Consider the following 26,662-nt stretch of genomic DNA (forward strand, 5'->3'; position numbering starts at 1 on the left):
CTCTCGCCAAACCATCGCCGGTCCTCCCGGCGGACAAGAAAACTGTCACCCATGCAATCGGTCCATTCTGTTACCTATCTATCCGGTTCGGACACCGGCCCCTTCTCCCCGTATAGCGACGGGGAGAAAGGGCTCGCCGCGACCTCGCCACCTTCCCTAAAACGATGGTGATTGGCGAAGCCCTTGATGACGGCGTCTTTCTCCCTGTCACTATACGGGGAGAAATGCCCGGCAGGGCAATGAGGGGCGGCGCCGACCTGTCAAGAAGGCGCCGCCGGATAAGCCAACTGCACATGCCGCGGGCAATTCAACTGCGTTTTCAGGCAGCTCCCGGCCGGCTCTCCATCATGGCGCGTCGTGCCGACCGGCGCCGCTCGACGGCGTCGGCAAGGCCGTGCAGCACCGTCTCCGTGGTTGCCCAGTCGATGCAGCCATCGGTGATGCTCTGGCCATAGACCAGCGGCTTGCCGGGCATGACCTCCTGCCGGCCGGCGACGAGGTTGCTCTCGATCATGACGCCGACGATGCGCTCGTCGCCTGCCGCAACCTGGCCCGCCACGTCAGCCGCCACTATCGGCTGGTTCTCCGGCTTCTTGTTGCTGTTGGCGTGGCTGACATCGATCATCAGCCGGGGCGCGACACCGATCCGGCCGAGTTCCGCGCAGGCAGCAGCGACGCTCGTCGCGTCATAGTTCGGCACGATGCCGCCGCGCAGGATGACGTGGCAGTCCTCGTTGCCGGTGGTCGTCGCGATGGCGCTGCGCCCGCCCTTCGTCACCGCCATGAAATGATGCGGCTGGGCGGCGGATCTCACGGCCTCGGCGGCGATCCGCAAATTGCCGTCGGTGCCGTTCTTGAAGCCGACCGGGCAGGACAGGCCGGATGCGAGTTCGCGATGGATCTGGCTCTCTGTCGTGCGCGCGCCGATCGCGCCCCAGGCGACGAGGTCGGCAATGTATTGCGGGGTCGCCATGTCGAGGAATTCGGTCGCTGCCGGAAGGCCGAGATTGTTGACGGCGGAGAGCACGTTGCGGGCCAGCCTCAGTCCTTTGTCGATCTTGAAGCTGCCGTCCAGGTCGGGATCGTTGATCAGGCCCTTCCAGCCGACCGTCGTGCGCGGCTTCTCGAAATATACGCGCATCACGATCTCCAACCGGTCCGACAGGCCCTCGCGCAGCGCCGCCAGACGGCTGGCATAGTCGACGGCAGCGGCAGGGTCGTGGATCGAACAGGGGCCGACGACGACGACCAGCCGGTCATCGGCACCGGTCAGCACCGCGTGGATGGCGTTGCGTGACGCGGCAACGGTTCGCGTCGCCGTCAGCGTGCGCGGTATCTCCCGCATCACCTGGTCCGGCGTACTTAATTCCCTTATTTCCTTGACCCGAAGATCGTCGGTGGTGGTCAACACGGCTTTCTGCCCCTGGTTGGGAGACCTGCCGGCTGAAACAAAAAAGCCGCCAGGTCTGGCGGCTGTTCGGATGTTGTTGCTGCAATCTTCAGATCGAGCGCAATCCTCCCGCCGCCAGCGAGCTGCTAAAGTACCAATACGTGGCGGTCAGGTTGATCATGAGGCTCATATAGTCGAAGCGGAGGCGCTTGTCACGTGGCTGATCGGGAGGTGTCGTAAGCAGATGAGTTGTCCGGATTAGGTAGCAGATGAGTTGTCCGGTTTGATCACCAGCGAACGGAGGCTGGGGATGAAGCGGGCAGCATGGCTACAGGACCGGAGAATGCAGAAGTTTGTTGGTGTTTTGCGCCGCTGGGAAGGCGGCGACCTTTCGATGATGGAGGCTGGCGAGTTGCTCGGCATGTCGGAACGGCAGTTTCGGCGTTACCGGGACCGTTACGAAGAGGCTGGGGAAGCTGGCTTGCTCGATCGGCGCTTGGGCAAGATTTCGACGCGCCGGGTTCCGGCGGAGGCGATCGAGGAGATGCTGATGCTTTATCGTCATCGCTACCTTGGCTGGAACGTGAAGCATTTTCACGAGCACCTGCTGCGCGATCACCATTTCAGCTGGGGCTACACCTTCATCAAGACGCAGCTGCACGCGGCGGGGCTTGTTGGTCGGGCGAAGCGGCGCGGGGCGCACCGGCGCAAGCGGCCGCGGAAGCCTTGCGAGGGGATGATGCTGCACCAGGACGGCAGCCGGCATGCCTGGGTGGAAGGCCAGCCGCCGCTCGACCTGATCGTGACGATGGATGATGCGACGAGCACGACCTACTCGGCCGTCCTGGTCGAGGAAGAGGGCACGGCGTCGAGCTTTCAGGGACTTCTGGAGACCTTAGTCGCCAAGGGACTGCCGTCGAGCCTCTACACCGATCGCGGCAGCCACTATTTCGTGACGCTCAAGGCCGGCGAGAAGGTGGACAAGAGCCGGCTGACCCAGGTCGGCCGGGCCTTGGAACGACTTGGCATCGAGCATATCCCGGCCTATTCGCCCGAAGCGCGCGGCCGCTCGGAGCGCATGTTCGCCACGCTGCAGGATCGTCTGCCCAAAGAATTGAAGCTGGCCGGGATTGGCGACGTCGACACGGCCAACCGCTTTCTGGCCGAGGTCTATGTGCCGGCCCACAACGCCCGTTTCGCAAAGCCGGCCGCGGTCGCCGAAAGCGCCTTCGTGGCCGTCGACCCGGCGCTGCTGGCCGAGATCCTGTGCGTCGAAGAGGACCGTGTCGTCGCCCGCGACAACACGGTTTCGTGGGGCCGGCTCGTCCTGCAACTGCCTGAAAGTCTCTTGCGTCATCACTATGTGAAAGCGCGGGTGAAAGTGCGCCAGTATCCGGACGGCGCGCTCGCCGTCTTCCACGGGCCGCGCGCCATCGCCCGCTACCAGGCCGACGGCGCCCCACAAGCTCTACCCCAGTTCAGGAGCGCAGCGTGAACCGCTTCGACGCCGCTCCATCCAATGGACCCTGTGGACAGCCGCTGACGCGCCTGACCGCAGCCGCCCCACCGGACAACAGAAACAGAAGCGGACAGGTGATGTGCTACCAAAACCGGACAACTTGAAAAGCTACCGACAGTGGCTGATCGGGAGGAGGTCTACCTGCAGCCCATTCGCGATTGGCTGAAGCCCCCGAACTTCGTCATCCCTGGGCGAAGCAGGAGCGTAGCTCCGTCGCGGAGACCCTGGGATCCATTCCGTGACCCTAGCCGAAGAGTGCAGCGGAGCAGAATTCTGCACCGTGGCAACGCGTTGAAGTCACGGCGTGGATCCTCGGGTCTGCGCTGCGTCGCTACGCTCCTTGCTCCGCCCGTGGATGACGAAGTGATGGGCGTTTTCGCTAATCGCGAAGGCATATGAGTGCATAGAGACGTTCTCTTGTGACGAGGATTCATCGGGTCGCTTTCGAGGCCCGACATGCAGGGCCGAGCAGCTCATGCAGTCCAGGGATCGAAGAGTTCAATTCCAAAGCCTTCGAAATCGTTCGTATTACGCGTTGCCAAGGTGAGCTGCCGCGCAATCGCCGTGGCTGCAATCAGGCCGTCCATCGACGACAGACCGCGACCGCGGCGCTTCGCAAGGCCCATCAGGTCGCCCCAAGCCAAGCCAACCGGTTCGTCCACCGGAAGAACCCTCTGCTCGAAGCGCTGCGGCAGGTCCCGAGCGAGCCATTCGGCCAGTGCCTCGCGTTTCCGGCCCTCATCCATGAGGGCGACGCCGCGTCGGATCTCCGCGATCGACACGACGCTAATGAATGAGCGGTCCTCATCAAGCCCGTCCAGCCAGTCCAGAACGCGTGCGTCCGGCGCCGGCCTTGTCACCTCGGACAGGACTTTCGTATCGAGCAGTAGCCTCACAGCGGCAGATCACGAGGTTCGTCGCGCTGACGCTCAAGGTTGAGATCGGCGCCGCGCAGCGGCGACTCCATCAGGAACTCCGCAAGCGTACCCTTGCGCGCGGTCTTGCGCTGCCATTCCTCGGCCGAGACGACAACCACGCTTGGTTTGCCGTTTCTGGTGATCGTCTGCGGCGAAGACTGCGCGCGCTCGATAACTTCCGAGAGCCGGGCCTTTGCGCCGGCGACCGTCCAGTTGGGACCCTCTTTAGATGCAGACTGCATCTCTACCTCCATGACCATTCTGACTATCTTGACTATATGGGAATGGCGATGTGGCGGCAACAGGCAGGGAGAGGAGTGTCAGAACCACAGTGCGTTTGGTGAGTTTGGTCGGACCGATCACGCCGCGTTCATATTTTCGGGTCATCTCGGTCGACGCATGGCCGAGCTGCTTCTGAACGTGAGGCTACTCGGCTGATCCTACTCCGGCGACGATCCCGCGATGTTCTGGTCATAGTCGACCAGCGATCCGGTCATGACGCCGGATTGCGGGCTGACCATATAGCTGACCAGCCTGGCAAGCTGGTCCGGCTTCACCAACTGGCCCATCGGCTGCGCCGCCTCGGCCTTTTCTAGCCAGTTGTCAGGGGCATCGTGCCATTTCTTCTGCACGATTGCCTCGCCCTCGGTGTCCATCCAGCCGGGCAGCACCGCGTTGCAACGGATGCGGTTGCTGCGGTACGCATTGGCGACATTCTTGGTCAGCGTCGCCAGGGCGCCCTTGCTCGACGAATAGGGCGCCAGGAACGACTGGCCGCAATGCGCCGACATCGACAGCACATTGACGATCGAGCCAGGTGCCTTGCGGGCGAGCAGCTGCGCCACCACGCCCTGCATCAGGAAGAAGGGGCCGCGCACATTGGTCTGGAAGATCTGGTCGAATGTTTCCTCGGAGGTCTCGACCAATGAGCCGCGGGCCGAGGTGGCGGCGGCGTTGACCAGCGCGTTGACGGTGCCGAAATGAGCGATCGCCGTTTCGACGACCCGCTTGCAGTCGGCCACCACTGAGACGTCGGCGCTGATGAAGATGGCGTCGACGCCGTTTTTCCCAAGTTCGGCGACCGCCTTGTCGCCTTTCTCCCTGGAACGGCCGACCAGCGCCAGGGCGCGGCAGCCCTCGTCGGCCAGCGCCTCGGCGACGGCGAAGCCGATGCCTTGCGCGCCGCCGGTGACGATGGCGCGTGTTTCTGAATTGCGACCGGCGGAACCGTTCATCGCCTTGCTCCTGTGCTTGATATTCAGATGGTCTTGTCGAGGCGAATGGTCTTGCCTTCCCTGGCCGATTTCAGCGCTGCGTCCGCCAGCCTCAGCGCGACGAGCCCGTCCTTGCCGCTCGGCGCCGCCTTCTTGCCTGACGTCGCCGCCGCTATGAAGGCAGCGATCTCGTTGGCATAGGCGTCGAGGTAGCGGGTCATGAAGAAATCGTGCAGCGGCGGGCGCGTATAGCCCTTCTCATTGGCCAGTTCGATCGACACCGGCCGCTGGTTCTCGGCCGCAACCATGCCTTTCGAGCCATGCACCTCAATGCGCTGGTCGTAGCCATAAGTGGCGCGCCGCGAATTGGAGATGATGCACTGCTTGCCGGAGGCGGTTTCGAGGATGACGCTGACGCTGTCGAAATCGCCGGCCTCGCCGATTTGTCTGTCGACCAGCACTGAGGCATGGGCGCTGACCGCCACCGGCTCCTCGCCGAGCAGGAAGCGCGCCATGTCGAAATCATGGATGGTCATGTCGCGGAAAATGCCGCCCGAGCGGCCGATATAGTCGAGCGGCGGCGGGCCGGGATCGCGCGACGTGATGGTCACCATCTCGACGGTGCCGATGGCGCCGTCGTCGATCGCTTTGCGCAGGGCGGCGAAATGCGGATCGAAGCGGCGGTTGAAGCCGACCATCAAAGTGGCGCCGGCCTTGTCGACCACGGCCAGGCATTCTTCCACTCTGCCGGCGTCGAGGTCGATCGGCTTCTCGCAGAAGATCGCCTTGCCGGCCTTGGCGAACCGCTCGATCAGATCGGCATGGGTGTCGGTCGGCGTGCAGATGATGACCGCATCGATATCCCCGGCTTTTTCGATGGCCTCGATAGTGCGCACTTCCGCGCCATAGGCCGACGCCAGCTCCGTCGCTGCCTTCTCGAAGGCATCGGCAACTGCGACCAGCCTGGCCTGCGGATTGGAACCGACGGCACGGGCGTGGACCTTGCCGATGCGGCCGGCACCGAGAAGAGCGAAGCGGAGAGACATGGAAATTTCCTTTGAGGATTGTTCGAAATGGAAGTGCGTCTTTACTGCACCGTTCGGGGCAAGGCGCGGTAGATTTCTTATTGCGGCTGATCGGCGGCGGGTTGATGACCCGCCGCGCCGGCATTCGCCCTAGGCGGCAAGTTCTGCCTCCCCGGTCTTGGCGCCGGTGATGTATGAGACGACGTCGTTGCCGTCAGTGTCCTGCTTGCGCAGATTGGCGACGATGCGGCCGCGTCGGAAGACGACGATGCGGTCGACCAGATCAAACACCTGGCGCATGTTGTGACTGATCAGGATCAGCGGCTCGCCATTGGCTTTCAGCGTGCGGATGATGTTTTCGACCTGCATCGTCTCCTGCACACCAAGTGCTGCCGTCGGCTCGTCCATGATGATGAGCTTGGACGCAAAAGTCGCGGTTCTGGCGATTGCCACGCACTGGCGCTGGCCGCCCGACATGTGGCGGATGGTGTTGGAAAGGTTGGGAATCTTGACCGCCGTGCGGATCAGCGCTGCCTCGGTCGCCTTACGCATGAACTTGCGATCGAGGATCGAGAAAGGCCCGAGATTGAAAAGCACCTTTTCGCGGCCGAGAAACAGGTTCGACGGCACGTCGAGATCGTCGGCGAGCGCCAGGTTCTGGAACACCGTTTCGATGCCCGCCTCGCGCGCTGCGATCGGGCCGGCGAAGTTCACTTCCTTGCCGTCGAACCAGACCTTGCCGCTGGTGCGCTGCTCGACGGCCGTGATCTGGCGCACGAAGGTCGATTTGCCGGCGCCGTTGTCTCCCATGATCGCGACATGCTCGCCCTTGCGCAGTTCGAAGTTCGCGCCTTCGAGCGCATGCACGCCGCCATAGTATTTGGTCAGGTTTTCGGTCTTCAGGACGATGTCTGACATGATCAAGCCCTCATTGCCCGCAGGCGCTGCCGCCACTGGTCGAGAACGACTGCGCCGATGATGATCACGCCCTTGACCATCTCCTGGTAGTAGGCGTCGAGGCGCAGGAAGGTGAAGCCGGAGATGATGACGCCGAAGATCAGCGCACCGATTACCGTTCCGATGATCGAGCCGCGGCCGCCCGACAGCGAGACGCCGCCGATGACCGCCATGGCGATCGCGTCCAACTCGTACATCACGCCCATGCCGGCCTGAGCGGTGAGGTTCTTGGAGCTCAGCACCACGGCGGCCAGCGAGGCGAGAATGCCGGCAATGACGAAGACGAGGATCTTATGGTTCTGGACATTTATGCCGGACATGCGGGCGGCGTCCTCGTTGGAGCCGATGGCATAACAGTGCTTGCCGTACCTGGTGTATGACAGGATCAGCTGGAACAAAATCGCGAGCGATATGAAGATGATGATCGGCATCAGCCCCTTGCCGATGGCGGCGAAACTCTCGGTGGGAAACGAGATCGGCTGCCCCTTGGACCACCATTTGGCGACGCCGCGCGCGGTGACCATCATGCCGAGCGTTGCGATGAACGGCGGAATGCGGGTGTAGGCGACCAGGGTGCCGTTGATCAGGCCCGCCAGCAGGCCGCAGCCGATCGCGACGAGCACCGGCACGATCACCGGCAGGTCGGTCCAGCCCTGCTCGATGAACATCGCTTTGGGGTTAGGGTTGCCGTTGACCGTCGCCACCTGGGCGAAGCTCATGGCGATCATCGCCGTGGCGCCGACGACCGAACCAGAGGAAAGATCGATGCCGCCGGAAATGATCACCTGCGTCACGCCGATGGCGATGATGCCGACGATCGACACCTGCAGGATGATGATCTGCAGGCGCGCCTCGTTGAAGATCGTATCGACGTTGGCGCGGGTGTTGAACAGGAAGCTGTCGCCAAGAAAGACGCGGCCTATCAGCTCGAAGGCGCCGACCAGGATGATGAGCGCCAGGAAAACATTGAATTCGGCAGGCCATGTGCGCCTCTTCGCATCATAGCTGCGTCCGCCGACGCCATGGGTTGTCTGTGCCAAATCTGCTTCCTCCGACCGCATCGGCCCGAAAATCAAAATCGATTTTCGGAAAGCACGATGCGTAGCCTCAAAGTTTTAGAGCGTACTTTCATGCGTCCAAATGGATGCACGCCGCTCTAATCGCAGTCGCCCTCCCGCCGTCTGTCCACGGCGATGAGGGGAAGAGGAGCGGCGCTTTTTTTGTTCTTCGAACACCGGATTCTCAAGCGGTCCGATGCTCTGCCGCGCCGCTCCGAAAAACCGTCCCCGCCTCAGTTCTTCTGCAGGAACTTGTCAATGTTCGCCGGCGTGACCAGCTGGAAGGGAATGTAGACCTTCTGTTCAACCGCCTCGCCCTTGGAAAGCTTGAGCGCCGCGTCCAGCGCCCCGGCACCCTGGCCGGCCGCATCCTGGAACACGGTCACGTCGAGATCGCCGGCCTGCATCGCGGCAAGCGCGTCCTGGGTGGCGTCCACGCCGCCGACGACAACCGACTTCATGTCGATGTTGGCAGCCTTCATGGCCTGGATCGCACCGATGGCGCTTTCGTCATTGTTGGCGATCACGCCATCGAACGGCTTGCCGGTCGACAGCCAGTTGGTCATCAGGTTCTGCGCTTCCTCGCGTTTCCAGTTCGACGTCTGCTTGTCGATGATCTTGATGAAGCTGCATTCCGGAGTGGCGATCACATCGTCAATGTCCTTGGTGCGCTGCACCGCGGCCTGGTTCGACAGCTCGCCCATGATCACATAGACATTGGCCTCGGTCTTGCCGGCTTCCTTGAACAGGCGGCAGACTTCCTGGGTCTCGAGAGTGCCTGACTCAACCTCGTTCGAAGCGACGAAGGCCTGGTTGTCCGGCAGCGTGTCGACATTGACCGGCTCGCGGTTGACATAGACCAGCGGAACGTTGGCCGCAGCCGCGGCGTCCGACATCGCCTGGGTGGCCGAGGTGTCGACCGGATTGACGATGATCGCGTCGACGCCCGAGGCGACAAAGTTCTTGATCTGGTCGAGCTGTTTGGCGACGTCGTTCTGCGCGTCCTCGACCTGCAGTTCCACGCCCTCCATGCCCTTGGCCTGCTCGATCATGCCGTTGCGCAGCACGGTGAGAAAATTGTCGTCGAACAGCGCCATCGACACGGCGATCTTGGCAGCGAGGGCGGACGAGCTCATCAGCGCCAAGAATGCGGCGCCCAAAATCAGTTTCTTCATTTTATCTCTCCTCCACAGAATTGGTGTCCGGCTGCACCGATCTACCCGGAATCCCCGATCTCCCAGGGAATCTCTCCCGATTGCCACTCCGTTCCCGATGGATTCCGCGTCGACTGGAACGCCATGCCCTCTGCTTGAAACAGATGTTCCGGAACGAAAGAACCAAAATACCTATCCGGTGAAATATTTATTCCATTCCGCGTGCGGGCGTCAAGGAGATTCCGAAATCAGATGACGGATTTTCGAATACCGCGGCTGAGGGTCGGCGAATTTTCTGCGAGAATCCATCAAGCTGATGGTTCACATCATTGCCGACGGATTGCGGTGCCCGATCTGAACCTGTCTGAGCCCAGATGTTTTGCCCGAACCTAGATGTTTTCCGGTAGATAGATATCGAATGGCAGGAAGGTCTGGCCCGGCGCATTGGCAGCGCCTGCCTCGATGGCATGCGCCATCAGCCCGACAAGCTCGCGGCATAGTGCTGCCAGCGGCGTCGAAATCACCATGGTCAGGATGTTGTCGGCGAGCGCCGCGCGCGACACGGCGTTGATCTCGTTGCAGACGACCACCGGCATGTTTGCCGGCCCGGCCGCCCGTAGCGCGGAAACCGCGCCTTCCATGCCGCCGCCGGCGACGTAGCAACCGGCAAGATCCGGGTACCGCGCCAGAAGATCGATCATCGCATCATGGGTCACCTGGTTGGCCTCCAGATTGACCAGCGTCTCCAGCACCGTGAATTCCGGCGCATGCTCGCGGAAGAATGATCTGAAGCCGATCTCGCGTAGCTCATGGCCATGGAAGCGATGGCTGCCGACAAAAAGCGCGACCTTGCCGGGTTTCCTCGCCGCCTTGGCGATCATCCAGGCCGCGGTGCGGCCGACCTTGCGGTTGTCGAGGCCGACATAGCCTTCGCGGCTGCCGGCGGCAAAGTCGGACAGCAGCGAGAAGACGGGTTGCCCCCTTGCCTTCAGGGTCTCGACGGCTGCCGCCAGCGTCGGATGGTCCGGACCGACAAGGGCGACGGCCCTGGATTTCGCCGCCAGCTTGCGCATCTGGGCAGCGATCTCCTCGGGCGCCAGCGAACTGGCGAAGTCGATAGTTGCGACGCCGCGGAAGCGCTGCGATTGCGACACCGCCAGTTCGAGCTCCCGCGCGAAATCGCTGTAGAAAACATCATTGCCCCTCAGCAGCAGAAAGCCGAGCCGATATTCCGGCAGTTCCTGGCGCATCCGCTGCTTGATCAGTCCGGCGGCGTGGTAGCCGATGCTGGTGGCGGCCTCATAGACGCGGCGCGCGGTTTCCTCGCGCACCGGCAGGCGATTGTTCAGCACCCGGTCGACGGTGGCGACGCTGACGCCGGAGGCGCGCGCCAGATCGGTGATGGTCGGCCGTTTTGCCATGGCTGTCTCTCCGCTTGCCAAAGTTTACATCATTCTGATGGGAAATGATAGAAACTATCTTTGTGACATTGAGCCTATCATGGCTTGGCGTTATCTTACGACATAAGCACCTGTGACAGAGGCACCCGTTCTGACGGATGCCGACGGAAGGCAGCCTCAATGGAAGCGACACTATCCGCAATGCCATCCCGGCGAGACTACAGCCTGTTCGGCCGCGACGCGAAGCTTGCCGTCGAGACCGGGCTGGCGGCGGCCGAGTGGTATCATACCGACGTGCCCCGCAAGCGGATGAAGGAGCTGATGCAGCGCTCCGATGGACCGGCGATCCGCGACACCACCATCTGGCTCGGCGCCCTGATCCTGAGCGGCGCGGGCGGTGCCTGGTTCTGGGGCACGTGGTGGTGCGTGCCGTTCTTCTTCGTCTATGGCGTCCTCTACGGCTCTTCCACCGATTCACGCTGGCACGAATGCGGTCACGGCACCGCGTTCAGGACGCAGTGGATGAATGATGCGATCTATCAGATCGCCTGCTTCATGATCATGCGCAATCCGGTGACCTGGCGCTGGAGCCATACGCGGCATCACACCGATACGATCATCGTCGGCCGCGATCCGGAAATCGCGGTGATGCGCCCACCGGACCTGTTGCGCGTCGTGCTCAATTTCTTCGGCATTGTCGATGCCTGGCAGGCCATGACCGACATGGTGCGCAATGCGACCGGTATCATCAGCCCGGCGGAAACGACCTTCATTCCCGAGCAGGAGCAGCCAAAGGCGATCCGCATTGCCCGCATCTGGACCGCGATCTATGCCGCGACCATCGCGCTGGCGCTTTACAGCGGCTCGTTCCTGCCCTTGATGCTGGTCGGTCTGCCCAGGCTTTACGGCGCCTGGCATCATGTCATGACCGGCCTGCTGCAGCATGGCGGCCTCGCCGAAAATGTCATCGACCATCGCCTCAACAGCCGCACGGTCTACATGAACCCGATCAGCCGCTTCATCTACTGGAACATGAACTACCATGTCGAGCACCACATGTTCCCGATGGTGCCTTATCACGCGCTGCCGAGGCTGCATGAGCTGATCAAGCACGATCTGCCGGCGCCGACGCCGTCGATCCTGGCGGGCTATCGCGAGATGATCCCTGCCTTCGTGCGCCAGCTGCGCAATGAGGACTATTTCGTCAAGCGCGCGCTGCCGCCGACCGCCAAGCCCTATCGCGACGAATTCCACAACGATAACGATGCCGTCGCGGCAGCAGCGGAATGATATGCGCCCATGCCAGGCAACATGCCGGGCAAGTTGACCAAGCAAAATTCTGCCGGGAGGACCAATGAGCGACTGGGTCGAGGCCTGTGACGCCGGAGACATCGACGAAGAGGACGTGATGCGGTTCGACCATGGCGGCCGCACCTTCGCCATCTATCGCAGCCCCGACGACGAATATTTCGCGACGGACGGTTTGTGCACGCATGAGAAGGTGCATCTGGCTGACGGGCTGGTGATGGACGACATCATCGAATGCCCGAAGCACAATGGCCGCTTCAACTACAAGACCGGGGCGGCCAGGAGCGCGCCGGTCTGCGTCAATCTCAGGACGTATCCGGTCAAGCTCGACGCCGGCAAAATCCTCATTCAGATCGGGTCACTGTGATGACGAAAGGGATGGTCATCATCGGCGCCGGCGAATGCGGCGGGCGGGCTGCCCTGGCGCTGCGCGATCTCGGCTATGACGGGCCGGTGACGCTGGTCGGCGACGAGCCGCATCTGCCTTATGAGCGGCCGCCGCTGTCGAAAGAAGCGATGGCCAGCGATGCGCCCGAGATAAAGGCGATCGCCAGCGACGAGGTCCTGGCCGGGAGATCGATCCGGCATATCCATTCGGTTCAGGCGGTGGCGATCGACCGCGCCGCGCATCTCGTGCACCTGTCGGACGGTTCGGCTCTACCTTACGACAAGCTGTTGCTGGCGACTGGTTCCTTACCGCGCAAATTGCCAATGCCGGGGCTTGGCGCGCGCTGTGTCTATCTCCGGACCTTCAACGACGCGCTGGCCATTCGTGCCCATCTCAGCGCCGGCAATCGCGTCGCCATCATTGGCGGCGGCTTCATCGGGCTCGAGCTCGCCGCGGCGACGCGCAGGCTGGGTGCCGCGGTCACCGTCATCGAGGTACAGCCGCGCATTCTGATGCGCGGCGTGCCGGCCGAAATCGCGCAGGTCATCCACCGGGCGCATGAAGCCGAAGGCGTGAAAATCCTGTGTGGAGACGGCATCGCTGTGATCGCCGACGACGGCGCCGAGGTGCGCATCGCGCTTGCCGGCGGGCAGGACATCGCCGCCGATCTGGCGGTGATCGGCATCGGCGCCGTGCCGGTGACCGGACTTGCCGCGGAAGCGGGGCTGACGATCGACAACGGCATAGCTGTCGATGCCGAGCTTCGCACCAGCGATCCGGACATCTTCGCTGCCGGCGATTGCTGCTCGTTTCCGCTTGCCGTCTACGGCGGCCGGCGCGTGCGGCTGGAGGCCTGGCGCAACGCGCAGGAGCAGGGCGCGCTGGCGGCGAAGAATATGCTGGGCGCAGGTGAGGCCCACGCAGCGGTGCCATGGTTCTGGTCGGATCAGTACGGCCTGACCTTGCAGATATCAGGCCTCTCGGACGAGGGCAGCAAGGTCGTGCGCCGCGATCTCGACGACGGCGCCTTCATCCTGTTCCACCTCGCCGAGGACGGCAGACTGGTCGCGGCGAGCGGCATCGGCCCAGGCAACACGGTCGCCCGCGACATCAGGCTGGCCGAGATGCTGATCGCAAAATGGGCAAAGCCGGCGCCTGAGGCGCTCGGTTCGCAAACGGTCAAGCTGAAGTCGCTGCTGGCGGCGTAAGCCGTGGCGCCGATTGCCGAAAGCCGGCGCTGCCCCTCATCTGCCTACCGGCATCTTCTCCCCGTATAGTGACGGGGAGAAGGACACTGTCGCTTAGGATTTCGCCAATCGCCAGCGCCGCAGAACGGGCGTCTTTCTCCCGTCTAAAACAGCGCCTTCAGCTCCGGCAATTTGTCGTTGACCAGCCAGCCGTAGTAATTTTCCTCGGGCAGCTTCTCAGGCTCGCCCGCGGCGCGGCGCCTGTCGTTCTCGGCCTTCAGCGCATGGGCGCGCTGTTCCGGATTTCCGACATTGTAGAGCGTCGATGTGATGCCGGGATTGCCCGATATGTCGAAGCCGGCAATGCTCTGGTAGGCATCGATCGATTTCCGGATCGTCGCCGCGACATAATCCAATGTCAGGTCCGGATCCATGATGGTCTTGTAGACCGCGTTCGGATCGCCGACGTCGAGCTTCGGCAGGCCGGAAACCTGGTGCACGAGATCGCTCATCTGCAACGCCGTCAGCGGATTGAGCTGACCGAGGCCGAAAGTCTGGCCGGCATAATAGGGCTGGAAGAAGGTGGCGCCGAAGCGGTCGTCGGGGAAGCTCTCGCCGCCGACAGTCTTGCCGCGAAAGGACTGGTTCCACACCTGCTCGCGGCATTCCCAGAGCGCGTAACTATCCGATTTGCCGGCGCATTCCTGGAATTGCGGTCGCTGCACGAAATCGGTGATGTCCTCGCCTTCATAGGCGAAGGCCAGCTTGCTCGACAGATAGGAGATCGCCTTGACGTAATAGGTCTGCAGCCGGTCGTAGGCGTCGACATTGTAGGTGTGCTCGCCGACGATGGCGCCGACGATATGCATCGGGTCGATGCCATAGGTCGCCGCCGCTTGGCTGATCTTGCCGCGCAGACCGGCGTCGTGCTGCAGCAGCGCATAGACCTTGCTGTATTTTGCCTGGAAGGTGGTGTTGGTGGCCTGGGTGCGCCGGCTCGAGGCGCCCGGTATGTTGGGCTGCTCGGCATGACTGTTGCCCGGCGGCACCATCGTCGCCGCTTGCGCGGCGAACATGGCTGTCGTCAGCGTCAGCCCGAGAATGACGAGGATCAGTTTTTTCATGCGCCGCCGCCTGTAACAGCGCATGACCCCCGGATTCGATTTTCGGGGGTCACGCGCCAAATCAAGTGCTACAGCGTTCCTTGCGCGTCCAAGGACGCGCGCGCTGTAGTTGCCGGGCAAACTAGGTAAAGCTGGAAGGGGAGTCGAGAGCCCCTTCGCCCGGCAAGACAAAAGCTGGCCAGATGCTTCCATTTGGCCACACGTTTCAGAGCTGCCGGCTCACCCGGCCCATCTCTTGTGGGGATGAATCGCCTGCTACAGGATGAATCGCGACAAATCCGTGTTTCTGGACAGATCGCCGACATGCTTTTGCACATAGGCGGCGTCGATGGTCACCGCCGTGCCATGGCGGTCCGGCGCGTCATAGGAGATCTCGTCCAGCACCCGCTCCATCACCGTCTGCAGCCGCCTTGCGCCGATGTTCTCGACGCTGGCATTGAGATCGACGGCGATGCCGGCCAGCGAATCGATGGCGTCGTCGGTGAAGACGAGATCGACGCCCTCGGTCTTCATCAGCGCGATATACTGCTTGATCAGGCTGGCCTCGGTCTCGGTCAGGATGCGGACGAAATCGTCCTTCTCCAGCGCCCGCAGCTCGACGCGGATCGGCAGACGGCCCTGCAGTTCGGGCAGCAGGTCGGACGGCTTGGCAACGTGGAACGCACCCGATGCGATGAACAGGATGTGGTCCGTCTTCACCGGCCCGTATTTGGTCGCAACCGTTGTGCCTTCGACAAGCGGCAGCAGGTCGCGCTGCACGCCTTCGCGGGAAACACCGGCGCCCATGCCGCCTTCGCGCGAGGCGATCTTGTCGATCTCGTCGAGGAAGACGATGCCGTCGTTTTCGGTCGATTCGAGCGCCCTGCGCACCACCTCGTCCTGGTCGAGCAGCTTGTCGGACTCGTCGCCGACCAGCACCGCGTAGGACTCCTTCACCGTCGTCTTGCGCGTCTTGGTCTTCTGGCCGCCCATCGCTTTCGACAGCATGTCGTTGATGTTCAACACGCCGATATTGGCGCCCGGCATGCCGGGGATCTCGAAGCCGGGCATGCCGCCGGTGCCGGTATCGCTCACCTCGATCTCGATCTCCTTGTCGTCGAGCTCGCCGTCGCGCAGCTTCTTGCGGAAACTGTCGCGTGTGGCCGGGCTCGCCGTCTTGCCGACGAGCGCTTCCAGCACGCGTTCCTCGGCATTGATATGGGCACGCGCCTTGACATCCTCGCGCATCTTCTCGCGCACCAGCCCGATGGCGATCTCGACCAGGTCGCGGATGATCTGCTCGACGTCGCGGCCGACATAGCCGACCTCGGTGAACTTGGTCGCCTCGACCTTGACGAACGGCGCACCGGCAAGGCGTGCCAGGCGGCGCGAGATCTCGGTCTTGCCGACGCCGGTCGGGCCGATCATCAGGATGTTCTTCGGCATCACCTCTTCACGCATCTGGCCTTCGAGCTGCTGGCGGCGCCAGCGGTTGCGCAAGGCTATGGCCACGGCGCGCTTGGCGTCCTTCTGGCCGATGATGAAGCGATCGAGTTCCGAAACGATTTCGCGCGGCGAGAATGTGCTCATATCCTAAATTCCACTTTGCCACTGCCGGATGGACTCGAACGGATGCAGCAGCATGATCACGTTGAGTGTCAGATTGTCCCGGATGAGGTAGCCGACACCGAATTCGAAGATGACGGCCAGGGTCACGATCACCCATATAGGAAGCCTGCGCGCCATCACAAATCCCAGCACCATCGCCAGCGTGTCCGCCACCGAATTGATGATGCTGTCGCCGTAGTAATCCAGGGAAATTGTGCCGGCGCGATAGCGCTCGATGATCAACGGGCTGTTCTCGAGAAGTTCCCAGCCGCCCTCTATGACGACCGCAAATGCCAGCCTGAGCCCGATCGGCGAGCGCGGGAACAGAGCCCATGCCAGCGCATAGAACAGGAAGCCGTGGATGATGTGGGAGAATGTGTACCAGTCGGAAATATGCTGGGAATTCTCCGAGCTCTGCACGATGCCGTGCCACAGCTTGACATAGCCGCATGTGCAGATCGGCGTTCGGCCCATGCCGTAAAGGACTCCGGCCTGGAATATGATCAGGCCGAGGACGAGCAGAAGTCCCATCCGCCAGCTGTCTTCATAGGCCGAGACGGGTTTGTCGGCGCCGGTCGTGCTCATGCTGCTACTGCCCCTCTTCGGCGTCGCCCTATTCGGCGTCGCCCTCTTGTGCGTCGATTGCCATCAGCACGGCGTCGCCATATTCCGATTGCCTTCGATCGATAACTCTGAAACCGGCCTTTTCATAGGCCCGGATCGCTCGTCCGTTGGATGGATCTGGGTCGATGATGACACGCGGCGCCCCTTCCTCGAACAGCTGTTCCACGAACTGCCGGACAATTGCCGAGCCGTGGCCGCGTCCGATAAGCTCAGGCCTGCCGATCGACAGATCGATGCCGAGCGTACCGAACGGCTGGTCGCTATAGGGGTGGCCGTCCTCCAGATGCGGGTCGTAGCTCTGCATGTAGCCGATCGGCTCGCCATCGAGCTCGATGATCAGCGGTTCGACGGAAATGCTGTCGATGTGTTCGCGGATCTGGGCGATCTCCGTCTCGGGATCGTCCCACCACTCGGCGACATGCGGCTCGGCCAGCCATGCCGCGATCATCGGCAGGTCCGCCTCCGTCACCGGCCGAAAATCGTATCTATTTTCTTGTTTGGCCATGATCTCCTCCCGAACCGGAGGTCAGCGAAGCAAAAACCGGTTTCCACTTTTCGGGATCATGGCCAGCGGCCGGCTCAGCCGGCATCGAGCGTTTCGATGACGAAATTGTTGTTGGTGTAGACGCAAATGTCGGATGCGATCTGCATCGCCTTTCGGGCGATTTCTTCGGCATCCTTGTCGGTGTCCATCAGTGCGCGCGCCGCGGCCAGCGCGTAATTGCCGCCCGAACCGATGGCCATGACGCCATGTTCGGGTTCGAGCACGTCGCCGGTGCCGGTCAGCGCAAGCGAGACCGACTTGTCGGCGACCAGCATCATCGCTTCCAGCCGGCGCAGATAGCGGTCGGTGCGCCAGTCCTTGGCAAGTTCGACGCAGGCCCGCGTCAGTTGCTCCGGATATTGTTCGAGCTTGGCTTCCAGCCGCTCCAGAAGGGTGAAGGCGTCAGCGGTGGCGCCGGCGAAACCGGCAATGACATTGCCGCTTTTGCCGATGCGACGCACCTTCTTGGCGTTGCCTTTCATGATGGTCTGGCCGAGACTGACCTGGCCGTCGCCGGCAATCACCACCTTGCCGCCCTTGCGCACCGTCACGATGGTCGTGGCGTGCATGGTCAGTTCATTCGACATCTTCTGCTCCGATCAGCACCGGTCCCGAAAAGGCGATTGGCGCGTTACGAGTGACTTGATCGACCATATGTATGCATAGGTCTGATGATTGCAAACCAGCCACCCGCCAGGCTCGATATCCCCGGGCATGGCAACTGGCAATCGCCGGATCATGCTGCTAGAAGGCTCTCGTTTTCAAGCATGTGGACGCTTGGAACGCCTGAACTCTGGACAAGGATGAGGTCATGCCGCCCCGTTCCGCCAACGCAAGCCGCAAGACCAAGGAGACCGACATCTCCGTATCGGTCCAGGTCGACGGCTCGGGAAAATCCGATATTTCGACGGGCGTCGGCTTCTTCGATCACATGCTGGACCAGCTGTCGCGCCATTCGCTGATCGACATGACGGTCAAGGCCAAGGGCGATCTGCACATAGACGACCACCACACGGTCGAGGACACCGGCATCGCGCTCGGCCAGGCGCTGGCCAAGGCGATGGGCGAGCGGCGCGGCATCATGCGGTATGCCTCGATCGATCTCGCCATGGACGAGACGCTGACGCGCGCGGCGATCGATGTCTCCGGCCGTCCTTTCCTTATATGGAACGTTGCGTTCTCATCGCCGAAGATCGGCACGTTCGACACCGAACTGGTGCGCGAATTCTTCCAGGCCCTGGCGCAGAATGCCGGCATCACGCTGCATGTCACCAACCACTACGGCGCCAACAATCATCACATCGCCGAGACCAGCTTCAAGGCGGTGGCGCGTGCGCTGCGTTTCGCGCTTGAAGGCGACCCGCGCCAGCCGGACGCGGTTCCTTCCACCAAGGGATCTCTGAAGGGATAGGGCCGTGGCGATCTACGTCGTGATGGAACCGCCGGGCCGCGGCGAAAACCGTGACACAAAGGCCTTTGTCCGTGATGGGTTTTCCCTGATCGGCTTCCTCGTGCCGCCGCTGTGGCTGCTCTGGCACCGGTTGTGGATCGAGGCAGCGCTGGCGTTTGTCGCCATGGCTCTCCTTTCGATGCTTGCCGAAGCATTGAGCCTTGGGCTGGCCGGCCCGCTGCTGTCGCTGCTTGTATCGCTCTACGTCGGTCTGGAAGGTCAGGCCTTGCGGATTGCCGCACTGCGCCGTCGTGGCTGGCATGAATGGGGCGTCGTCGCGGCCGACAGGATCGACGATGCCGATACGCGCTATGTGCTGGAAGCCGAAGCGCATTCCGATGAGCAAGCGCCCCCGCAACGCATCGTCCCGGATGCTGCCCATGCCCGGCCAGCGCATATGGGCATAGCGCTAGGGTTGAACCACACTCCGGGAAGACCCTGACATGCGGGTCGCGATCATCGACTACGGCTCGGGCAATCTGCGCTCGGCCACCAAGGCCTTCGAGCGCGCCGCGCATGAAGCCGGTATCGCCGCCGCGATCGACCTGACCGCCGATGCCGAGCGTGTCAGAACCGCCGACCGCATCGTCCTGCCCGGCGTCGGCGCTTATGCCGATTGCGCGGCCGGGCTGCGCGCTGTGGCCGGCATGTGGGAAGCGGTCGAGGAGGTCGCGATCGTCAAGGGGCGGCCGTTCCTCGGCATCTGCGTCGGCATGCAGCTGATGTCGAAGCGGGGCCTGGAAAAGACCGTTACAAAAGGTTTTGGCTGGATCGACGGCGACGTCAAGGAGATCACCCCGGCCGATCCTGCGCTGAAGATCCCGCAGATCGGCTGGAACACGATCGAGCTCACGCGCAAGCATCCGCTGTTTTCCGGCATTCCAACCGGCGCCAAGGGATTGCACGCCTATTTCGTCCATTCCTATCATCTCGACGCGCAGAAGCCGGAGGACGTGCTGGCGATTGCCGATTACGGTGGTCCGGTGACGGCCACTGTTATCAGCGACAATCTTGCCGGCACGCAGTTTCATCCCGAAAAGAGCCAGGCGCTTGGTCTGGCGCTGATCACCAATTTCCTGCGCTGGAGGCCCTAGGAACATGAGCAAGAAAGGCTACTGGATGGCGATGGTCGATGTCCGCGATCCCGAGGGCTACAAGCAATATATCGAGGCGAACGCGGCGGCCTTTGCGAAGTATGGTGCGAAGCTTCCCGTGCGGGCCGGGCGTTATGCGAGCCCGGAAGGGCCGACAGGCAACCGCCACGTCCTGGTGGAGTTCGAGTCCTACGACAAGGCGATCGAGTGCTACGAGTCGCCTGAATACCGGGAGGCATTGAAGTACAGGCTTGCCGCCTCGACCGGTCACTTCGTCATTGTTGAAGGCGCCTGAACGGTGATCCTGTTCCCGGCCATCGATCTCAAGGACGGCAAGTGCGTGCGCCTGAAGCACGGCGATATGGCGACCGCGACGATCTACAATGACGACCCGGCCGCGCAGGCCAGGACCTTCGAGCAACAAGGCTTTGAATGGCTGCATGTCGTCGACCTCAACGGCGCCTTCAAGGGCCAGAGCGTCAACAGCGCGGCGGTCGGCGCCATCCTCAAGGCGACGAAAAACCCGGTGCAGCTCGGCGGCGGCATCCGCACCCTGGCGCAGGTCGAGGACTGGCTCGATCGCGGGCTGGCCCGCATCATTCTCGGCACGGTGGCGGTGCGCGATCCGGATCTGGTCAGGCAGGCCTGCAAGGCGTTCCCGGGCAGGATCGCCGTCGGCATCGACGCCAAGGGCGGCAAGGTGGCGGTCGAGGGCTGGGCCGAGGCCTCAAGCCTCGGCGTCATAGAGCTGGCGAGGAAGTTCGAGGGCGCCGGCGTCGCCGCCATCATTTACACCGACATCGACCGCGACGGTGTGCTGACCGGCATCAACTGGGATGCCACCATCGATCTCGCCGACGCCGTGTCGATCCCGGTCATCGCCTCCGGGGGGCTCGCCTCGATCGCCGACATCGTGCGCATGACCATGCCCGATGCGCAAAAACTCGAAGGCGCCATCTCGGGCCGCGCGCTTTATGACGGGCGTATCGATCCGGCCGAGGCACTGGCGATCCTGGCGGCAGGATCGGAGAAGGCGAGGGCGCGATGAAACTCTCGATCATCCTCGCACCCTATGACAGCGGCCTTTACCACGCCGGCTTTGGGCAGGGCCCCGACGCCGTCATCGCCGGCGGGCTTGTCGATGAACTTGCCTTGCGCGGCCATGATGTCATCGTCGAGGACATCGGCGATGTCGGCGATGCCCAGAAGCGCGAAATCGCGACAGGCTTCGCGGTTTGTCGGGCAGTCGCCACCAAGGTCGACATGGCGCGCGACGATGAGCGTTTTCCCATTGTGCTCGCCGGAAATTGCCTGACCGCCGTCGGTGCGTTGGCTGGCGATACCGCGGATTCGATCATCTGGATCGATCAGCACGGCGACCTCAATACGCCCGAGACGTCCGCCTACGCGTTTCTCGACGGCATGGCGCTGGCGACGACGCTGGGGCTCTGCTGGCGCCCGATGACGTCAGCGATTCCCGGCTTCCAGGCGATCGACCCGTCGCGGTGCATGCTGGTCGATGCACGCGACCTCGACCCCGATGAAAGGGGGCTTTTAGAGACGTTGCCGATCATTCGTGCCCAATGGGCCGATGCGCTCGACAATGTCGGAAAGCTCAAGGCTGCCGGCGCGGCCCAAGTACATTTGCATCTGGATCTGGACGTTCACGATCCGGATGCGCTGCAAGTGAACCGCTATGCACGGCCGGGAGGTCCAAATCCGGAGCAGCTGCGGCACCTGGTTTGCGGGCTGGCCAAGTCGATACCGATCGTCGGCATCACCCTGTCCGCCTACGATCCTGCCTTTGACGCCAAGGGCGAGGTTCCGCCCGTCGTCGGGCAATTGCTTAGCGATTTTCTTGCCGCGCTTGGGAGGATCTGATGCTGAAAGCCCGCGTCATCCCCTGTCTCGACGTCAAGAACGGCCGCGTTGTCAAGGGCGTCAACTTCGTCGACCTGATCGATGCCGGCGATCCGGTCGAGGCGGCCAAGGCCTATGACGCCGCCGGCGCCGACGAACTCTGTTTCCTCGACATCACCGCTTCGTCCGAAAATCGCGAGACCATCTTCGACATCGTCGCCCGCACCGCAGAACAATGTTTCATGCCGCTGACCGTCGGCGGCGGCGTGCGCCAGGTCGCCGACATAAGGAAGCTGCTTTTGGCCGGCGCCGACAAGGTATCGATCAACACGGCGGCGGTGAAGAATCCCGATTTCGTCGCCGAGGCGGCTGACAAATTCGGCAACCAGTGCATCGTTGTCGCCATCGACGCCAAGAAAGTGTCGGGCGAAGGCGAGGGCGACCGCTGGGAGATTTTCACCCATGGCGGCCGCGAGAAGACCGGCATCGACGCGGTCGAATTCGCTCAGCAGATGGTCGATCGCGGCGCCGGCGAGATCCTGCTGACGTCGATGGATCGCGACGGCACCAAGGCCGGCTACGACATCGCGCTCACCCGCGCGGTCGCCGACGCCGTGCGTGCGCCGGTCATCGCCTCCGGCGGCGTCGGCACGCTCGATCACCTGGTAGAGGGCATTCGCGACGGGCATGCCGGCGCGGTGCTGGCGGCGTCGATCTTCCATTTTGGCACCTACAGCATTGCCGAAGCCAAGGCGCATATGGCCCGCGCCGGCCTGCCGATGCGACTGGACTCGTCGGGGGATCGGCTCTAAAGCATGGTCCCGAACCGAAGGTCCGCGCCAGCGAAAAGTGGCAACCGGTTTTCGGAAAAGATCATGCTTAAACAAGCAGATAGATGGCGCCATGGCTGAGTTTTCGCTCTCCGATCTGGAGACAATCATCAGGGAACGCGCGCATTCCGGCGATCCGGATTCGTGGACGGCAAAGCTGTTCGCGCGCGGCATCGACAAGGCGGCACAGAAGCTCGGCGAAGAGGCGATCGAAACAGTGATCGCCGCCGTTGGCGGTGACAGACAAGCCCTCGTTTCGGAAAGCGCCGATCTCATCTATCATTGGCTCGTCGTTTTGGGCGTTGCCGGCGTTCCACTTGCCGACGTTCTGACCGAACTCGAACGCCGCACCGGTCGTTCGGGCATCGCCGAAAAGGCGTCTCGGCAGGACCGGGGCTGATCGCTGGAGGTTAGGAAACTCGATGGACCAGCTCGCCCCCACCGAGAAATATTCGCCCTTCCGTTTTTTCTCGGCGGAGCAATGGTCGCAGTTTCGCGCCGACACGCCGATGACGCTCGGCGAGGACGAGGTCCGTCGCCTGCGTTCGCTCAATGACCCGGTCGATCTCGAAGAGGTCAAGCGCATCTATCTTTCGCTGTCGCGGCTGTTGTCGGCCCATGTCGAGGCGAGCCAGCTTCTGTTTAGGCAGCGCCAGGCCTTCTTCAACGCGGTGGATGTCGTCAAAACGCCCTTCATCATCGGCATTGCCGGCTCTGTCGCGGTCGGCAAATCGACCACGGCGCGCGTGCTCAAGGAATTGCTGGCGCGCTGGCCGTCGAGCCCCAAGGTCGATCTGATCACCACTGACGGCTTCCTGCTTCCCAACGAGATCCTGCGCCGCAACAATCTGATGGAGCGCAAAGGCTTTCCCGACAGCTATGATGTCGGCGCATTGCTGCGTTTCCTGTCGGGCATTAAATCGGCGCAGCGCAATGTCCGCGCGCCTGTTTATTCGCACCTGACCTACGACGTCGTTCCCGGCGAGTTCCAGACTATCGACCGGCCGGATATATTGATCTTCGAAGGCATCAACGTGCTGCAGCCGGGCAAGCTGCCGAAGGACGGCAAGATCGTGCCTTTCCTGTCGGATTTCTTCGACTTCGCCATCTATATCGATGCCGAAGAGGAGCTGATCCATCAATGGTACATCGCCCGTTTCATGCGGCTGCGCGAGACCGCCTTCCGCGATCCGGACTCCTTCTTCCACCGCTATTCGCAACTTTCGCAAGCAGCGGCCCGCGCCATCGCCGAAGGCCTGTGGACCAACATCAATCTGAAGAATTTGCGCGAGAACATCCTGCCGACGCGAGCCCGCGCCGATCTCATCCTGCGCAAGGGCGCCAATCATCTGGTCGAGGAAGTGGCGCTCAGGAAGCTGTAACGAAGCGGTTAACGGCGCTTTAATGCATGTCGCGCAAAAGTGTGCAGCGGTTTTGCGATAACGACATGCATAAAACAACAACCTAAAGCGCGTCGTATGAGGCCGGTCAAACGCGACGGCGCTTTAGGCAGTGCCCGCTATCGTTCGATTGCCATTCCAGAGCATTTGTCGGGAGCAGCCGGTGAACAAAATGCCTGCCTTGCGCCGGCCTGACATTTCCGCCTGGCGCGGAACACTTGCTCCGCGCCGGCTTCTCAAATTCGCCTCGGTGGGGCTTGCGGCCACAGGGCTCTATGCGCTTTGTGCCAGCCTCTTCACCAGTGCCGGGTCAACATACCTGCCGCCGGCCACAGCCTCCGTCGCCGCCTATGCGGTCGCGGCAATATTCTCCTATCTCGGCCACAAGTTCTTCACCTTCATGTCGGCCGGCTCGCATCAATTCGAAGCGCCGCGTTTCGCCGTGCTGACCGGATTCGGCCTTGCCATCGCCTATATTCTTCCGCTGCTCCTCGTCGGGCAGTTCGGCCTGCCGGCTGCGATTCCGATACTGCTCACCTGCATTCTCATTCCCGTGGTCAACTTTGTCGTTCTCGAACGCTGGATCTTTTCCGGCAGCGTCAGGCCTGGGCCGTGACCTAAAGCGGGTGCCGGTTTTGGGTAAATCCGCTCTAACCAGGATAGGTCACCCGCCGCAGCGTTAGGTTGATCCGCCCGCCATTCCTAAGCAGTGCCGAGGTCGAAGGATAGATGCGGTCGACGCCGTGAAAACAGAGACGGCCTTCGCCGCCAAGCACGACGACGTCGCCGCTTTTCAGCCTGAACGATTTGGTGCCGCCTTCGCGCGTGCTCTGGCCAACCCTGAACAAGCAATCGTCGCCCAGTGAAACGGAGACGACCGGCGCGGAGAAATCGATCTCGTCGCGGTCTTGATGGAGGCCCATCTTCGCGTCCGGCGAATAGAAATTGACCAGGCAGGCCTCCGGCGGATGCGGATAGGCGGACACGTCCCGCCACAGCTCCAGCAGCACATCCGGGATCGGCGGCCAGGGCATTCCGGTCACCGGGTGCATCGGTTGGTAGCGATAGCCGTCCTCCTTATCGGTGACCCAGCCGAGCGAACCGCAATTGGTCATGCGCACGCTCATCTCCTTGCCGGTGCACGGCATGGCCGGCACGAACAGGGGAGCCTCCTGCACGGCCCGTCTCACATCCTCGACCAGTGCTTCCTGCACCGCGCGGGACAGATAGCCGGGCATATGGCGGACGCCTTTGGGCAGAACGAGCATGGTCGCTTGATCCTGGTCGGAAGGAATCAGAATGCCACCATCAAATGAAAACGGCGACCCGAAAGCCGCCGTTTTCGATTGGCCGTACCGATCTGGTTAGGCCCGATCTGGTCAGGCCTGATCGAGATCCGGGATGCGCAGAACCTGCCCCGGATAAATCTTGTCCGGATGGGTCAGCATCGGCTTGTTGGCCTCGAAAATGATCGTGTTCTTCGCACCCTTGCCCTTGCCGTAGCTCTTTTCGGCGATCTTCCAGAGGTTGTCGCCTTTCTTGACCGTGTAGAAGGTCGGTTCCTTGGCCGGGGCAGCGGGTGTGCCGGACTCGGGTGCGGCGACCTGCAATTCATCCGCCTGCACCTTGGACACGCCGAGCGTGTTGCCAACGGCGATGACCGCTTTTTCGAAGATCGATTGATCCTTGACCACGCCTTTCAGGACAGCCGTATCGCCTTTGACGACGACTTCGACATTGTCGGTGCCGAGCGCGTGCGAATCGAGTTCCTTCTTGAGCGTATCGGCGGTCGGCTCCGGCTCATCGTCACCGAAGCCGAGCTTCTTGCCGACACCCTTGACGAAATCAAACATGCCCATCTGCGGTCTCCCTTGCTGTGGCGAAACCGAACTTGCCATCTGCAACCTTGAATTGGAAGCCGTCTTGACCGCGCGATCGATGTCGCGCCTATCGCATCGGCCCGAATAACGGGATCGATTTCGGAAAGCACGATAGGTCGGTACAAAATGTCAGGCACGCCTTTGTGCGTCCAAGGGGACGCACGTTGCGCTAATCGTCGTCCACCCTGCCGCGCAGTTTCTTGATTGTGCCGCGTCCAGCCTTGGTCTTCAGCCGCCTTTCGACCGCGCCTTTCGACGGCCTCGTCTTCTTGCGCGGCGGCGGCGGCGGTTCGGCGGCCTTGGCGACCAGTTCCGCAAGCCGCGCCCGGGCGTCCGCCCGGTTCTGCTCTTGCGTGCGGAAGCGTCCGGCCTCGATGACGATGACGCCATCCTTGGTGGCGCGCTGGCCGGCCAGCTTTATGGTTCGCTCGCGGACGCGCTCCGACAGACCCGGCGCATTCGCCGCATCGAAGCGCAATTGCACCGCCGTCGCCACCTTGTTGACGTTCTGGCCGCCAGGGCCGGACGAGCGGATGAAGTCCTCGTGCAGGTCATCCGGATGGATCACCGCATCGTCGGCAATGATGATCTTGTCGTCGGCGTTCATGCCGCAGTCATGGCGCGGCGAACGAAAAAAGAAAAGGCCCGATCCCCCGGGGTCGGGCCTTCCCGATCCCCGGGTCGAGCGTTCCCGGTCCCGGGTCGGGCCTTCCCGATCCGGGTCTGGGCCTTGAGGCGTAGGGTACCCAGCC

The 26,662-nt window shown here is 62.5% G+C and carries 31 protein-coding genes; 14 read left to right on the plus strand and 17 right to left on the minus strand.

Annotated features, from left to right (window positions below):
* Positions 1-319 precede the first annotated feature (319 nt).
* Entirely contained in the window at positions 320-1,411 is a 1,092-nt protein-coding gene (locus tag NKH12_RS21625) for a 3-deoxy-7-phosphoheptulonate synthase (RefSeq protein ID WP_352954999.1), read from the minus strand.
* 322 nt (positions 1,412-1,733) lie between these two features.
* Between NKH12_RS21625 and NKH12_RS21630 the strand changes: the two genes are divergently transcribed.
* Positions 1,734-2,885, plus strand: coding sequence for an ISNCY family transposase (locus NKH12_RS21630; RefSeq protein WP_352955000.1), 1,152 nt, complete (start codon positions 1,734-1,736; stop codon positions 2,883-2,885).
* A gap of 497 nt (positions 2,886-3,382) precedes the next feature.
* Here the strand turns inward: NKH12_RS21630 and NKH12_RS21635 are convergent, their stop codons facing one another.
* From NKH12_RS21635 to NKH12_RS21670, 8 genes are all read right to left on the minus strand, one after another.
* Complete coding sequence (locus NKH12_RS21635) at positions 3,383-3,805, minus strand: type II toxin-antitoxin system VapC family toxin (RefSeq protein ID WP_352955001.1); 423 nt, start codon at positions 3,803-3,805, stop codon at positions 3,383-3,385.
* Entirely contained in the window at positions 3,802-4,068 is a 267-nt protein-coding gene (locus NKH12_RS21640) for a type II toxin-antitoxin system Phd/YefM family antitoxin (protein ID WP_352955002.1), read from the minus strand. Before NKH12_RS21640 ends, NKH12_RS21635 begins: the two co-directional genes overlap by 4 nt.
* Positions 4,069-4,266: 198 nt before the next feature.
* The gene (locus NKH12_RS21645) at positions 4,267-5,061 is read right to left on the minus strand and encodes an SDR family oxidoreductase (protein WP_352955003.1); all 795 of its coding nucleotides are present in this window, start codon (positions 5,059-5,061) and stop codon (positions 4,267-4,269) included.
* A gap of 23 nt (positions 5,062-5,084) precedes the next feature.
* The gene (gene iolG, locus NKH12_RS21650; protein ID WP_352955004.1) at positions 5,085-6,086 is read right to left on the minus strand and encodes an inositol 2-dehydrogenase; all 1,002 of its coding nucleotides are present in this window, start codon (positions 6,084-6,086) and stop codon (positions 5,085-5,087) included.
* 129 nt (positions 6,087-6,215) lie between these two features.
* Positions 6,216-6,983 (minus strand): ATP-binding cassette domain-containing protein, encoded by a 768-nt coding sequence (locus tag NKH12_RS21655; RefSeq protein WP_029347391.1) that lies wholly within the window; start codon positions 6,981-6,983, stop codon positions 6,216-6,218.
* Positions 6,984-6,985: 2 nt separating this feature from the next.
* Positions 6,986-8,062, minus strand: a complete 1,077-nt coding sequence (locus NKH12_RS21660; RefSeq protein WP_352955005.1) for an ABC transporter permease — start codon at positions 8,060-8,062, stop codon at positions 6,986-6,988.
* A gap of 251 nt (positions 8,063-8,313) precedes the next feature.
* Complete coding sequence (locus NKH12_RS21665) at positions 8,314-9,255, minus strand: sugar ABC transporter substrate-binding protein (protein ID WP_352955006.1); 942 nt, start codon at positions 9,253-9,255, stop codon at positions 8,314-8,316.
* 368 nt (positions 9,256-9,623) lie between these two features.
* Positions 9,624-10,655: a LacI family DNA-binding transcriptional regulator gene (locus NKH12_RS21670; RefSeq protein ID WP_352955007.1), complete on the minus strand. Its 1,032-nt coding sequence runs from the start codon at positions 10,653-10,655 to the stop codon at positions 9,624-9,626.
* Positions 10,656-10,814: 159 nt separating this feature from the next.
* On the opposite strand from NKH12_RS21670, the gene NKH12_RS21675 reads away from it, so the two are divergent.
* From NKH12_RS21675 to NKH12_RS21685, 3 genes are all read left to right on the plus strand, one after another.
* Positions 10,815-11,924 (plus strand): fatty acid desaturase family protein, encoded by a 1,110-nt coding sequence (locus NKH12_RS21675; protein WP_352955008.1) that lies wholly within the window; start codon positions 10,815-10,817, stop codon positions 11,922-11,924.
* Between the two features lie 64 nt (positions 11,925-11,988).
* Complete coding sequence (locus NKH12_RS21680) at positions 11,989-12,309, plus strand: Rieske (2Fe-2S) protein (protein ID WP_352955009.1); 321 nt, start codon at positions 11,989-11,991, stop codon at positions 12,307-12,309.
* Positions 12,309-13,538: an NAD(P)/FAD-dependent oxidoreductase gene (locus tag NKH12_RS21685; RefSeq protein ID WP_352955010.1), complete on the plus strand. Its 1,230-nt coding sequence runs from the start codon at positions 12,309-12,311 to the stop codon at positions 13,536-13,538. The genes NKH12_RS21680 and NKH12_RS21685 overlap by 1 nt, the downstream gene beginning before the upstream one ends.
* A gap of 143 nt (positions 13,539-13,681) precedes the next feature.
* On the opposite strand, the gene NKH12_RS21690 is transcribed toward NKH12_RS21685, so the two are convergent.
* The 5 genes from NKH12_RS21690 to hslV form a co-directional block, all read right to left on the minus strand.
* The gene (locus tag NKH12_RS21690) at positions 13,682-14,641 is read right to left on the minus strand and encodes a DUF1402 family protein (protein ID WP_352955011.1); all 960 of its coding nucleotides are present in this window, start codon (positions 14,639-14,641) and stop codon (positions 13,682-13,684) included.
* Between the two features lie 255 nt (positions 14,642-14,896).
* Positions 14,897-16,210 (minus strand): ATP-dependent protease ATPase subunit HslU, encoded by a 1,314-nt coding sequence (gene hslU, locus NKH12_RS21695; RefSeq protein ID WP_292179811.1) that lies wholly within the window; start codon positions 16,208-16,210, stop codon positions 14,897-14,899.
* Positions 16,211-16,213: 3 nt separating this feature from the next.
* On the minus strand, positions 16,214-16,813 hold the full coding sequence (locus tag NKH12_RS21700) for a DUF2585 domain-containing protein (protein WP_352955012.1): 600 nt from the start codon (positions 16,811-16,813) through the stop codon (positions 16,214-16,216).
* A gap of 28 nt (positions 16,814-16,841) precedes the next feature.
* Positions 16,842-17,357 (minus strand): GNAT family N-acetyltransferase, encoded by a 516-nt coding sequence (locus NKH12_RS21705; RefSeq protein WP_352955013.1) that lies wholly within the window; start codon positions 17,355-17,357, stop codon positions 16,842-16,844.
* 74 nt (positions 17,358-17,431) lie between these two features.
* Positions 17,432-17,983, minus strand: coding sequence for an ATP-dependent protease subunit HslV (gene hslV / locus NKH12_RS21710; RefSeq protein ID WP_029347417.1), 552 nt, complete (start codon positions 17,981-17,983; stop codon positions 17,432-17,434).
* A gap of 224 nt (positions 17,984-18,207) precedes the next feature.
* Here hslV and hisB point away from each other — a divergent pair, with 224 nt between their 5' ends.
* The 10 genes from hisB (at position 18,208) to NKH12_RS21760 (ending at position 24,646) form a co-directional block, all read left to right on the plus strand.
* On the plus strand, positions 18,208-18,807 hold the full coding sequence (gene hisB, locus NKH12_RS21715; RefSeq protein WP_352955014.1) for an imidazoleglycerol-phosphate dehydratase HisB: 600 nt from the start codon (positions 18,208-18,210) through the stop codon (positions 18,805-18,807).
* Positions 18,808-18,811: 4 nt separating this feature from the next.
* Positions 18,812-19,288: a DUF2628 domain-containing protein gene (locus NKH12_RS21720; protein WP_352955015.1), complete on the plus strand. Its 477-nt coding sequence runs from the start codon at positions 18,812-18,814 to the stop codon at positions 19,286-19,288.
* 1 nt (position 19,289) lies between these two features.
* Positions 19,290-19,940 carry an imidazole glycerol phosphate synthase subunit HisH gene (gene hisH, locus NKH12_RS21725; protein WP_352955016.1) on the plus strand — a complete coding sequence of 217 codons (651 nt, stop codon included), beginning with the start codon at positions 19,290-19,292 and terminating at the stop codon, positions 19,938-19,940.
* Between the two features lie 4 nt (positions 19,941-19,944).
* Positions 19,945-20,235, plus strand: a complete 291-nt coding sequence (locus tag NKH12_RS21730) for a DUF1330 domain-containing protein (RefSeq protein WP_352955017.1) — start codon at positions 19,945-19,947, stop codon at positions 20,233-20,235.
* A 3-nt stretch (positions 20,236-20,238) separates the two neighbouring features.
* A complete protein-coding gene (gene hisA / locus NKH12_RS21735; protein WP_352955018.1) occupies positions 20,239-20,988 on the plus strand; it encodes a 1-(5-phosphoribosyl)-5-[(5-phosphoribosylamino)methylideneamino]imidazole-4-carboxamide isomerase in 750 nt (249 codons plus the stop codon).
* Positions 20,985-21,821 carry an arginase family protein gene (locus NKH12_RS21740; RefSeq protein WP_352955019.1) on the plus strand — a complete coding sequence of 279 codons (837 nt, stop codon included), beginning with the start codon at positions 20,985-20,987 and terminating at the stop codon, positions 21,819-21,821. Before hisA ends, NKH12_RS21740 begins: the two co-directional genes overlap by 4 nt.
* Positions 21,818-22,612 (plus strand): imidazole glycerol phosphate synthase subunit HisF, encoded by a 795-nt coding sequence (hisF, locus tag NKH12_RS21745; RefSeq protein WP_352955026.1) that lies wholly within the window; start codon positions 21,818-21,820, stop codon positions 22,610-22,612. The genes NKH12_RS21740 and hisF overlap by 4 nt, the downstream gene beginning before the upstream one ends.
* 91 nt (positions 22,613-22,703) lie before the next feature.
* Positions 22,704-23,030 carry a phosphoribosyl-ATP diphosphatase gene (locus tag NKH12_RS21750; protein ID WP_352955020.1) on the plus strand — a complete coding sequence of 109 codons (327 nt, stop codon included), beginning with the start codon at positions 22,704-22,706 and terminating at the stop codon, positions 23,028-23,030.
* A gap of 22 nt (positions 23,031-23,052) precedes the next feature.
* The gene (coaA, locus tag NKH12_RS21755; protein ID WP_065011528.1) at positions 23,053-24,012 is read left to right on the plus strand and encodes a type I pantothenate kinase; all 960 of its coding nucleotides are present in this window, start codon (positions 23,053-23,055) and stop codon (positions 24,010-24,012) included.
* A 190-nt stretch (positions 24,013-24,202) separates the two neighbouring features.
* The gene (locus NKH12_RS21760; RefSeq protein ID WP_352955027.1) at positions 24,203-24,646 is read left to right on the plus strand and encodes a GtrA family protein; all 444 of its coding nucleotides are present in this window, start codon (positions 24,203-24,205) and stop codon (positions 24,644-24,646) included.
* A 34-nt stretch (positions 24,647-24,680) separates the two neighbouring features.
* Here the strand turns inward: NKH12_RS21760 and NKH12_RS21765 are convergent, their stop codons facing one another.
* The 3 genes from NKH12_RS21765 to arfB all read right to left on the minus strand — a co-directional run bounded on the left by NKH12_RS21765 (position 24,681) and on the right by arfB (position 26,517).
* Positions 24,681-25,298, minus strand: coding sequence for an alpha-ketoglutarate-dependent dioxygenase AlkB (locus NKH12_RS21765; protein ID WP_352955021.1), 618 nt, complete (start codon positions 25,296-25,298; stop codon positions 24,681-24,683).
* Between the two features lie 111 nt (positions 25,299-25,409).
* Complete coding sequence (gene lysM / locus NKH12_RS21770) at positions 25,410-25,889, minus strand: peptidoglycan-binding protein LysM (protein ID WP_352955022.1); 480 nt, start codon at positions 25,887-25,889, stop codon at positions 25,410-25,412.
* Positions 25,890-26,079: 190 nt separating this feature from the next.
* The gene (gene arfB / locus NKH12_RS21775; protein ID WP_077374749.1) at positions 26,080-26,517 is read right to left on the minus strand and encodes an alternative ribosome rescue aminoacyl-tRNA hydrolase ArfB; all 438 of its coding nucleotides are present in this window, start codon (positions 26,515-26,517) and stop codon (positions 26,080-26,082) included.
* Positions 26,518-26,662: the final 145 nt, after the last annotated feature.

This window comes from Mesorhizobium sp. M1322 (assembly GCF_040318085.1).
In the GTDB taxonomy this organism is placed as follows: domain Bacteria; phylum Pseudomonadota; class Alphaproteobacteria; order Rhizobiales; family Rhizobiaceae; genus Mesorhizobium.

What these genes read in the sequence shown, in the direction of transcription:
- NKH12_RS21765 (WP_352955021.1), bottom strand. Translation starts at nt 25,298, where the DNA reads ATGCTCGTTCTGCCCAAAGGCGTCCGCCATATGCCCGGCTATCTGTCC.
- NKH12_RS21680 (WP_352955009.1), top strand. Translation starts at nt 11,989, where the DNA reads ATGAGCGACTGGGTCGAGGCCTGTGACGCCGGAGACATCGACGAAGAG.
- hisB (WP_352955014.1), top strand. Translation starts at nt 18,208, where the DNA reads ATGCCGCCCCGTTCCGCCAACGCAAGCCGCAAGACCAAGGAGACCGAC.
- NKH12_RS21665 (WP_352955006.1), bottom strand. Translation starts at nt 9,255, where the DNA reads ATGAAGAAACTGATTTTGGGCGCCGCATTCTTGGCGCTGATGAGCTCG.
- hisH (WP_352955016.1), top strand. Translation starts at nt 19,290, where the DNA reads ATGCGGGTCGCGATCATCGACTACGGCTCGGGCAATCTGCGCTCGGCC.
- NKH12_RS21645 (WP_352955003.1), bottom strand. Translation starts at nt 5,061, where the DNA reads ATGAACGGTTCCGCCGGTCGCAATTCAGAAACACGCGCCATCGTCACC.
- arfB (WP_077374749.1), bottom strand. Translation starts at nt 26,517, where the DNA reads ATGAACGCCGACGACAAGATCATCATTGCCGACGATGCGGTGATCCAT.
- NKH12_RS21730 (WP_352955017.1), top strand. Translation starts at nt 19,945, where the DNA reads ATGAGCAAGAAAGGCTACTGGATGGCGATGGTCGATGTCCGCGATCCC.
- hslV (WP_029347417.1), bottom strand. Translation starts at nt 17,983, where the DNA reads ATGTCGAATGAACTGACCATGCACGCCACGACCATCGTGACGGTGCGC.
- NKH12_RS21675 (WP_352955008.1), top strand. Translation starts at nt 10,815, where the DNA reads ATGGAAGCGACACTATCCGCAATGCCATCCCGGCGAGACTACAGCCTG.
- hslU (WP_292179811.1), bottom strand. Translation starts at nt 16,210, where the DNA reads ATGAGCACATTCTCGCCGCGCGAAATCGTTTCGGAACTCGATCGCTTC.
- NKH12_RS21760 (WP_352955027.1), top strand. Translation starts at nt 24,203, where the DNA reads ATGCCTGCCTTGCGCCGGCCTGACATTTCCGCCTGGCGCGGAACACTT.
- NKH12_RS21630 (WP_352955000.1), top strand. Translation starts at nt 1,734, where the DNA reads ATGCAGAAGTTTGTTGGTGTTTTGCGCCGCTGGGAAGGCGGCGACCTT.
- NKH12_RS21750 (WP_352955020.1), top strand. Translation starts at nt 22,704, where the DNA reads ATGGCTGAGTTTTCGCTCTCCGATCTGGAGACAATCATCAGGGAACGC.
- NKH12_RS21700 (WP_352955012.1), bottom strand. Translation starts at nt 16,813, where the DNA reads ATGAGCACGACCGGCGCCGACAAACCCGTCTCGGCCTATGAAGACAGC.
- iolG (WP_352955004.1), bottom strand. Translation starts at nt 6,086, where the DNA reads ATGTCTCTCCGCTTCGCTCTTCTCGGTGCCGGCCGCATCGGCAAGGTC.
- NKH12_RS21655 (WP_029347391.1), bottom strand. Translation starts at nt 6,983, where the DNA reads ATGTCAGACATCGTCCTGAAGACCGAAAACCTGACCAAATACTATGGC.
- NKH12_RS21640 (WP_352955002.1), bottom strand. Translation starts at nt 4,068, where the DNA reads ATGCAGTCTGCATCTAAAGAGGGTCCCAACTGGACGGTCGCCGGCGCA.
- coaA (WP_065011528.1), top strand. Translation starts at nt 23,053, where the DNA reads ATGGACCAGCTCGCCCCCACCGAGAAATATTCGCCCTTCCGTTTTTTC.
- NKH12_RS21690 (WP_352955011.1), bottom strand. Translation starts at nt 14,641, where the DNA reads ATGAAAAAACTGATCCTCGTCATTCTCGGGCTGACGCTGACGACAGCC.
- NKH12_RS21685 (WP_352955010.1), top strand. Translation starts at nt 12,309, where the DNA reads ATGACGAAAGGGATGGTCATCATCGGCGCCGGCGAATGCGGCGGGCGG.
- lysM (WP_352955022.1), bottom strand. Translation starts at nt 25,889, where the DNA reads ATGGGCATGTTTGATTTCGTCAAGGGTGTCGGCAAGAAGCTCGGCTTC.
- NKH12_RS21670 (WP_352955007.1), bottom strand. Translation starts at nt 10,655, where the DNA reads ATGGCAAAACGGCCGACCATCACCGATCTGGCGCGCGCCTCCGGCGTC.
- NKH12_RS21705 (WP_352955013.1), bottom strand. Translation starts at nt 17,357, where the DNA reads ATGGCCAAACAAGAAAATAGATACGATTTTCGGCCGGTGACGGAGGCG.
- NKH12_RS21740 (WP_352955019.1), top strand. Translation starts at nt 20,985, where the DNA reads ATGAAACTCTCGATCATCCTCGCACCCTATGACAGCGGCCTTTACCAC.